This is a genomic window from Paraglaciecola polaris LMG 21857 (assembly GCF_000315055.1).
In the GTDB taxonomy this organism is placed as follows: Bacteria; Pseudomonadota; Gammaproteobacteria; order Enterobacterales; family Alteromonadaceae; genus Paraglaciecola; species Paraglaciecola polaris.
The window spans coordinates 1-7,513 of sequence record NZ_BAER01000031.1 but is presented as its reverse complement, the minus strand read 5'-3'; the positions used below and the strand labels follow the sequence as shown (position 1 = coordinate 7,513).

Below are 7,513 nucleotides of genomic sequence, written 5' to 3'. Positions count from 1 at the left end.
AGGTTAATTAATAATGTCGCAAATGACACACGCCACTCTCCGCTGGATATCGATCAGCAAGGCTGGCGTGACTGTATGGCGGTCAATTTGGACTCCACCTTCTTTGCTTGCCAAAGTGCTATACGCCTTATGCGCAATAATCGCAGTGGCAATATCATTAACATGAGTTCAATTAATGTATTGATAGGCCCTAAACAAATGCCTGGTTACGTAGCAGCAAAGGCCGCGCTCAACGGCCTGAGTAAATCGCTGGCCAATCAATATGGTGAATATGGAATTAGAGTAAACACCATATTACCCGGCTGGGTGGCAACTGACCGCCAACTGGCTTTATGGTTGACGCCTGAAGCGGATAAAGAATGGCAAAAAGCGGTGGCACTCAGAGGCCAGCTAGAACCCATTCATGTAGCCAATATGGCGCTGTTTTTAGCCGCAGACGACAGTGCCATGATTACTGGCCAACAATTCGTGATTGATGCAGGACGAACGTGATGAATACGCAATCGGATATCATCATTCTCGGGGATTGGGGCACCAGCGTATGTCGTCTGTATTTGTGTCGCTTTCACCAACAGCAGTTAACGGTATTGGCACGCACCCAAGGCATGGGCATTAAATACATCAATAATCCAGAATCTCGATTTTTTGAGTTATGCCAGCCGTGGATTGAGCAGTACGGTAATATCTCGGCATTTTTAATTGGTGCTGTTGGCTCAGATACGGGTTGGCAACAAACAAATTATGTGCCCTGCCCGACAGATAAAAATAATTTATTGGCGCTAAGTAAAAACTTCACCTCCCGGGGCTTGAATATCACCATTCTACCTGGTGTATCCTGTCAAAATCGCCATCACTTACCGGACATTATGCGCGGCGAAGAAACCCAAGTGTTTGGTTTTTTATCCCAGTTTCCACCGCTAAGTGAAAAGCGTTTGATATGTTTACCTGGTACGCATACTAAATGGGCGCTGTGCGAGCAAGATAGCATTACCTCTTTTGTGACGAGCCCAGTAGGTGAACTTTACGAAGTACTGAGTCAGCATAGTGTATTACTTAGTCCGGCGTCGGTGCAGACTTGGTGTAAAAGTAGCTTCACCAATGGGTTACGCGTGGGTATGCATCAATCAAGCAATTTACTGCATACTTTATTTGCCACCCGGGCCTATCAAATCATAGATAAGCGCTCTAACGCTGAGGCGGCAGGCTATCTATCCGGCTTACTTATTGGCTCTGATGTCAAAGCCGCCGTGCAAGACTTTGATATTTTTTCGCATGTGGCGGTTATCGGTTCCGATCATATCTGTAGTCTTTATATTGAAGCCCTTGAATATATCGGTATCAGCACGGAACATTTTAGCAGCGAGGACGCCACCTTATTAGGTTTGCAAACTTTAGCGTCAGCCAAATGGTACGACCTAGCAAATGAAATACCCAATGAGTAACCTGGCTATGCCCGAGGGCGTGACATTGATTGAATCCTTAGCCGTTGGCAACCAGCTAGGAGAAGGCATCATTTGGGATGCACGTCAGCAATGTGCTTTTTGGACAGATATATTGGGCAAACACTTTTATCGCTGGAACTGGAATGGGGAAATAGTACATTATCCCTGCCCTGAACGTTTGTGTTCGTTTGGTTTAACCCCAGAATTGAATTGGTTTATTGCCGCTTTTGAGTCAGGGTTTGCATTTTTTAATCCAGTGGAGCAACAGGTTCAGTGGTTAAATAAAGTCGAAGCCGATTTGCCTTATACCCGCATGAATGACGGCAAAGTCGATCGGCAAGGGCGTTTCTGGGCGGGCTCGATGATCGAAGATGAAAACATTGCTGTCGATACGCTAGCCATAGAAAAGCAAGCAAAATTGTATCGCTTAGAAGCTGATGGCCAGCCACACGTTATCTTTACTGGAATTGCCATTTCAAATGGATTGTCTTGGAGCCCAGATAGCAAAACGCTCTACTTTGCGGATTCAGCCAAGCAATGTGTCTGGCGCAGCGACTTCAATGCCAGCAGCGCAGAGCCAAGCACACGAAAAATCCTGTTCAACACAGACAAGACTGCCTTCCCTGATGGTTCTTGCATTGACAAGCAAGGCTACCTTTGGAATGCTCAATGGGGAAGTGCCTGTGTTAGACGATACTCCCCTTCTGGAAAATTGGACATTACCTTACCTATCGAATGCCAACAGCCCTCATGCGTCAGCTTTGGTGGTCCAAATCTTAATCACTTATTGGTTACCTCAGCAGCCGACGGCTTGCCGTCACACAATAGTGAATTACATAAAAATAATGGCGCGGTGTTTATTTACCAGACACCGTTTCAAGGAATCGCGGAACCCATCTGCACCGTACCAAAAAGGCAGCAACCTTTGCTGTCGCTCTGATACGGTGCAGATGGCTTCGAATAATTAAAATAACAACGCATAGCGGAAATTATCATGGCAAGTAGAATGTTTAGCGGGAACTTTACCCGTCACATAGTCCAGTCTTTAGGCAAAGCAATCGCCTTAGGTGAATACCCTCAAGGCGAACCCCTCATGGCTGAAGCCGCACTGTGCGCCTCTTTTGATGCGAGTCGTACTGTGTTGCGCGAGGCGGTAAAAATGCTTACCGCAAAAGGCATGTTAGATGCTCGTCCGCGCCGCGGCACTATAGTGTTACCTGAATCTCAGTGGAACTTATCTGATCCTGATATTTTGAATTGGTTATTAGACCGCAAAGGCTCATTACCGATTATTTCAGAGTTCGCAGATATGCGTCTCGCCATCGAACCTGCAGCAGCAGGGTTAGCGGCAACCAATTTAACCGAGGAAAATCGGCACACGTTGCTGGCGGCCATCGAACGGATGAAGGCGGCAGCAAGGGGGGAAGATGATCGCTTGGATGCGGATATAGCGTTCCACGTTGGCATTTTAGAAGCCAGTGGCAATCGCTTCTTTTGGAACATGCGTCACACAATTGAAGTCGCTCTGCGTTTCAGTATTCGCATTACCAATCGTTATAAAGGTGTTGACCGAGCCAGTGTAGAAGATCACCAAGAAATTCTTGATTATATCTTGGCCAGAGATCATCAGGCGGCAGAAAATCAAATGCGCAGTTTATTATTAGAAGCGAAAACGCTGTTAAATAAAGCACTGGCAGAAGAAAAAAACAGAAAATCTCTACAAAGTTAACCTGTATAAGGACCGAAATTGCGATGCGGATCAAAGATTGTATTTTAGCTATTGACCAAGGCACAACCTCGACTCGAGCAATCATATTTGCTCCTGACTCATCGATTATCGCTGTAGCTCAACAAGAGTTTACCCAACATTATCCTAATGATGGCTGGGTTGAACATGATCCAGAAGATATTTGGAGTTCGACCGTTGTGGTTTGTCGTCAAGCAATATCTGAAGCCATTGCCAAAGGCGCTCGTATTGCGGCAATCGGGGTGACTAACCAACGTGAAACCACAGTGGTTTGGGACCGAAATACCGGTCAAGCTATTTATAATGCTATCGTATGGCAAGACCGACGTACGGCGAAAGTGTGCCGCGAAATGCAAGAAAACGGCTTATTCGACGTGGTTAATTCACGCACAGGTTTATTGCTCGACCCGTACTTTTCTGCTTCCAAGATCGCCTGGATTTTAGATAACGTTGACGGCGCTCGTGAAAAAGCAGAAGCAGGCGACTTGGCATTTGGTACCATTGACTCGTTCCTAATTTGGCGCTTAACCGACGGGAAAATGCATGCCACAGACGTGACTAACGCCAGTCGCACCAATCTTTTTAATATTCACGATATGGCGTGGGATGAAAAGCTGCTTGAAGTATTCAACGTGCCCAAATCGGTCTTACCTGAAGTAAAAGAATGCGCAGATGACTTTGGTCACAGTGCAGAAGATTTGTTCGGCTTTTCGTTGCCTATTCTAGGCGTAGCCGGCGATCAACAAGCCGCGAGTATCGGTCAATGTTGCTTTAACAAAGGCGCGATAAAAAGCACGTATGGTACTGGCTGCTTTGTGATGCTCAATACGGGCAAGAAAGCCTTTAACTCACAAAACAGACTGTTGACCACAGTGGCATACACCATCAAAGGTGAAACCCATTATGCCCTTGAAGGGTCAATTTTCATCGCAGGTGCAGCTATTCAATGGCTACGTGATGGGTTAGGTGTCATTAAGAGCGCCTCAGAAACCGAAGATTTAGCTAAGTCTCTGGATGACGATCATGGGGTATACATGGTACCTGCGTTTGCCGGGTTAGGAGCTCCCCACTGGGCCCCCGACGCCCGAGGTGCGGTGTACGGTTTAACCCGAGGCACGACTAATGCGCACTTTGTGCGGGCAGCTCTTGAATCAGTCTGTTATCAAACCTCAGATTTATTGCATGCAATGGCTGAAGATGGTCTGTCGTTAGATAAAATTCGTGTCGATGGCGGCATGGTGGGGAATAATTGGTTATGCCAGTTTTTAGCCGATATGTTAGATGTCACAGTAGAGCGACCACAAATTATGGAGACCACCGCGTTAGGTGCTGCCTACTTAGCGGGTTTGCAAGCGGGTATTTACGAGTCTTGTGAGCAATTAGCAAGCATGAATCAAGTCGATAATAGCTTTTCGGCGCAGATGCCGTCACCTCAGCGCAGAAAACTGATTGCAGGTTGGGAAAACGCCGTTCAAAGCACCTTAGGATATGCAAAATGATCAGTCAGCGCCTATTTGGTACCTTGCCCGACGGGCAAAAAGTAATGGAATACAGCTTACAAAATGCCGTCGGCATGCAAGTGGATATTCTCGATTTAGGTGGCATTATTCGCCGCTGGTTGGTCCCAGCTTTAGATGAAAATCAACCCGCTGTGGATATTGTCCTAGGATTTGACACACTTGATGGGTACGTAGCCGACCAAGCCTATTTAGGTGCAGTAGTTGGACGTTATGCGAATCGCATCGCCAAAGGCCAGTTTGCTTTAAATGGCAAGGACTATCAGGCTGATGTAAATCAAGGTGATAACTGCTTACACGGTGGACGTGACGGCTTCAACAGTCGCATTTGGCAGGCGCAAGCGATTGATAATGACAATGAAGCAACCTTGATCCTAAGCTTAGTGAGTAATGAAGGTGATCAAGGATTTCCAGGCACACTCAAGGTCAATGTCACTTACACACTCAGCGCTGAAGGCTTAAAAATTACGTACCGTGGACGCAGTGATCAAGACACAGTATTCAACCCAACTCAGCATAGTTATTTCAATTTAGCTGGCCACGACAGCGGTTCGGTGGAAAATCATCAGGTACAGATACTCGGAAGCAGCTACACGCCGACAGATCAACATGCGATCCCAACGGGAGAGTTAGCTGATGTGTCAGGCACCCCATTTGATTTACGTGAATTAACAACCTTGCAGGAGCCTTTGCTATCCCCCCATGAACAAATAAAATTGGGTAACGGCTTTGATCACAACTGGTGTTTAGACGCATATCAACCCAAGATGACTCAAGCAGCTTTAGTGGCTAAAGCCGTTGAGCCTGCAAGTGGCCGTACTCTTACTGTCTATACCACTATGCCCGGCATGCAATTATATACCGCCAACTACATTGGCCCAGAACCTATCGGGAAAAATGCCACCGAATATCAAGCCAAGCAGGCGTATTGCTTTGAAACGCAGTACTATCCTGATACGCCTAACCAGCCGCAGTTTCCAAGTGCGACGCTAAAAGCCAATGAAGATTACTATTCGGTTACCGAATATAAACTGTCGTTTTAACATCTAGGTAGATGATTTCTGGACGGGTAAACCACTAGCAAATTACCCGCATGAATACCAACAATTGACACCATTCGGTTAATCGTTAGTGGTATCTTTTGAAGGGGACTTTCTACTCTTAAAGAATTTTCTAGCGAATGCCTCTAGTGCAAACACAATGATCACGCCAAATTTTTTCAGGAAGATCAAAGCGGCTGCGATCAAGCCTATTTTTGCTATCACTTTGTCAGCCACGTCATCCAAGTTGAAATCAGCCATGGTTAGCACGCTGTCACTGTAATGGACATTGACTATGAATAAGAGGAAATAGGCAGTCTAGGGCGATTAATCCCTTCCCTGATACTCAATATACAAATATTACTGCTGCGGTATGCAATATATCAACAGCATGCATACTGATATATAACCCCGTGAAACTAAATCACTAGGGCACACGTGAAACGAATCCGTTATTTGGCCTGCTCTTGGGTATCAGTGGAGTGAAAAACGCTCCAATTACTCGATAATTCAAGACTGAATTGATCGATAATGAGATTAAAGCGCCCCGTGGTGCCAATAAAGCGTGTATTGTCCCAGTTTTTTTCAGAGAGCAAAGCAATAACATTATCGCCCGAATGGAACATTCCACTTGCTACCTTGATTTTCATGGGATCATGCTGCCATTCACTTGTTTCCAGTACCTGCCCGTTGATGTATATCTGCTTAATCTGATTCTCTTGACCAATACTTAGGCTCACAACTTGCGGATCAATTGCAAAATGTACATGCTTTCGTGCTATCAAGGTCTCATTTTTGGGCATTTTATCTAACGAGGTCAGGTTAGCCATTGGCCAAGATGTATCATCAAATTGCGCTTGTAGAAATTCGTGGTTTATTTCTTGGGAGTGATTTTTCTCTTTAGGAGTCTCAGGCTTAGGCAGTTGCTCCCGCAATTTGGCAATAGGCTTAGTTACGTCAGTTACCTTTTTCACGACAAGCTCATCGGCTGCAACGGGTGCTGGCTTAATATCGGCTTGCCCAATAATGATCCCCTTAACCATTTTGGTCTGACTACCATCCGTAACATTCAATTCCATGGGCCCACCTGCTTTTTGGCCTGGCATGGTTACCTGCCATTTTCCCTCACGTCCTGCTTGTACTCTGGCCATAGTCAAAGTATTACTATTTTTAATCAGCTTTATATCAATAGTACGACCTGGCTGTGCGAAACCATTTAGCGCAATGTTTTCACCGGGTTGCAGAAGCATGCCATCGCTTATACGCGTTGACAAAATAATGCCTCCTTGTGGATTACGAACCTTTAAATCAGCTTGGCCAATATAAATGTCATTAATCACCTTAAAACGCTCACCATGGGAGACTTTGAGTTGATACGGACCACCGGGCTCCTGCTCTGCCAGTAAGACCTGCCAATTACCGTCGCGATTTGACGTCACTCTGGCCATAGTCAGGGTTGTGTTATCTTTTACTAACTTAACATCTAAGGTAATACCTGCCGGAGCCTGACCATTAACGGTAATCATTTTATAAGCAGCGAGTGTCATGCCATCGTGAAAGCCCACAGATAAGCTTACATCACGCGCTTCAGTCCCCTTAGCTTGTGGAACCGCGACCGTAAAATATCCTAGCAGCATTGAAACCAGCAAAAATTTCATCCAGCCTAATCCGTTATTTTGCATGGCCTTTTGGCTATACATCCATCCACTCCCTTATGAGTCTGTCGCCAAGTCAATACGCCTGACGATTAATTACAATTGATTAATT

At 45.7% G+C, this 7,513-nt stretch carries 8 protein-coding genes; 6 read left to right on the top strand and 2 right to left on the bottom strand.

The features are described 5' to 3' along the window. From GPLA_RS05950 to GPLA_RS05925, 6 genes are all read left to right on the top strand, one after another. Positions 1 to 492, top strand: a 492-nt coding sequence (locus GPLA_RS05950; RefSeq protein WP_040514013.1) for an SDR family NAD(P)-dependent oxidoreductase, incomplete at its 5' end; no start/stop codon positions are given. After that, entirely contained in the window at positions 492 to 1,442 is a 951-nt protein-coding gene (locus GPLA_RS05945) for a 2-dehydro-3-deoxygalactonokinase (protein WP_007103951.1), read from the top strand. The genes GPLA_RS05950 and GPLA_RS05945, both read left to right, overlap by 1 nt. After that, on the top strand, positions 1,435 to 2,382 hold the full coding sequence (locus tag GPLA_RS05940) for an SMP-30/gluconolactonase/LRE family protein (protein ID WP_040514011.1): 948 nt from the start codon (positions 1,435 to 1,437) through the stop codon (positions 2,380 to 2,382). Before GPLA_RS05945 ends, GPLA_RS05940 begins: the two co-directional genes overlap by 8 nt. Before the next feature lie 54 nt (positions 2,383 to 2,436). Then, entirely contained in the window at positions 2,437 to 3,171 is a 735-nt protein-coding gene (locus GPLA_RS05935) for a FadR/GntR family transcriptional regulator (RefSeq protein WP_226993064.1), read from the top strand. Between the two features lie 23 nt (positions 3,172 to 3,194). Further along, entirely contained in the window at positions 3,195 to 4,688 is a 1,494-nt protein-coding gene (gene glpK, locus GPLA_RS05930) for a glycerol kinase GlpK (RefSeq protein WP_007103948.1), read from the top strand. Next, a complete protein-coding gene (locus tag GPLA_RS05925; RefSeq protein WP_007103947.1) occupies positions 4,685 to 5,749 on the top strand; it encodes an aldose epimerase family protein in 1,065 nt (354 codons plus the stop codon). Before glpK ends, GPLA_RS05925 begins: the two co-directional genes overlap by 4 nt. A gap of 78 nt (positions 5,750 to 5,827) precedes the next feature. On the opposite strand, the gene GPLA_RS23685 is transcribed toward GPLA_RS05925, so the two are convergent. Next, positions 5,828 to 6,007 carry a hypothetical protein gene (locus GPLA_RS23685; RefSeq protein ID WP_007103946.1) on the bottom strand — a complete coding sequence of 60 codons (180 nt, stop codon included), beginning with the start codon at positions 6,005 to 6,007 and terminating at the stop codon, positions 5,828 to 5,830. 191 nt (positions 6,008 to 6,198) lie between these two features. Then, positions 6,199 to 7,446 carry a hemoblobin-interacting domain-containing protein gene (locus GPLA_RS05915; RefSeq protein ID WP_007103945.1) on the bottom strand — a complete coding sequence of 416 codons (1,248 nt, stop codon included), beginning with the start codon at positions 7,444 to 7,446 and terminating at the stop codon, positions 6,199 to 6,201. Between the last annotated feature and the right edge of the window lie 67 nt (positions 7,447 to 7,513).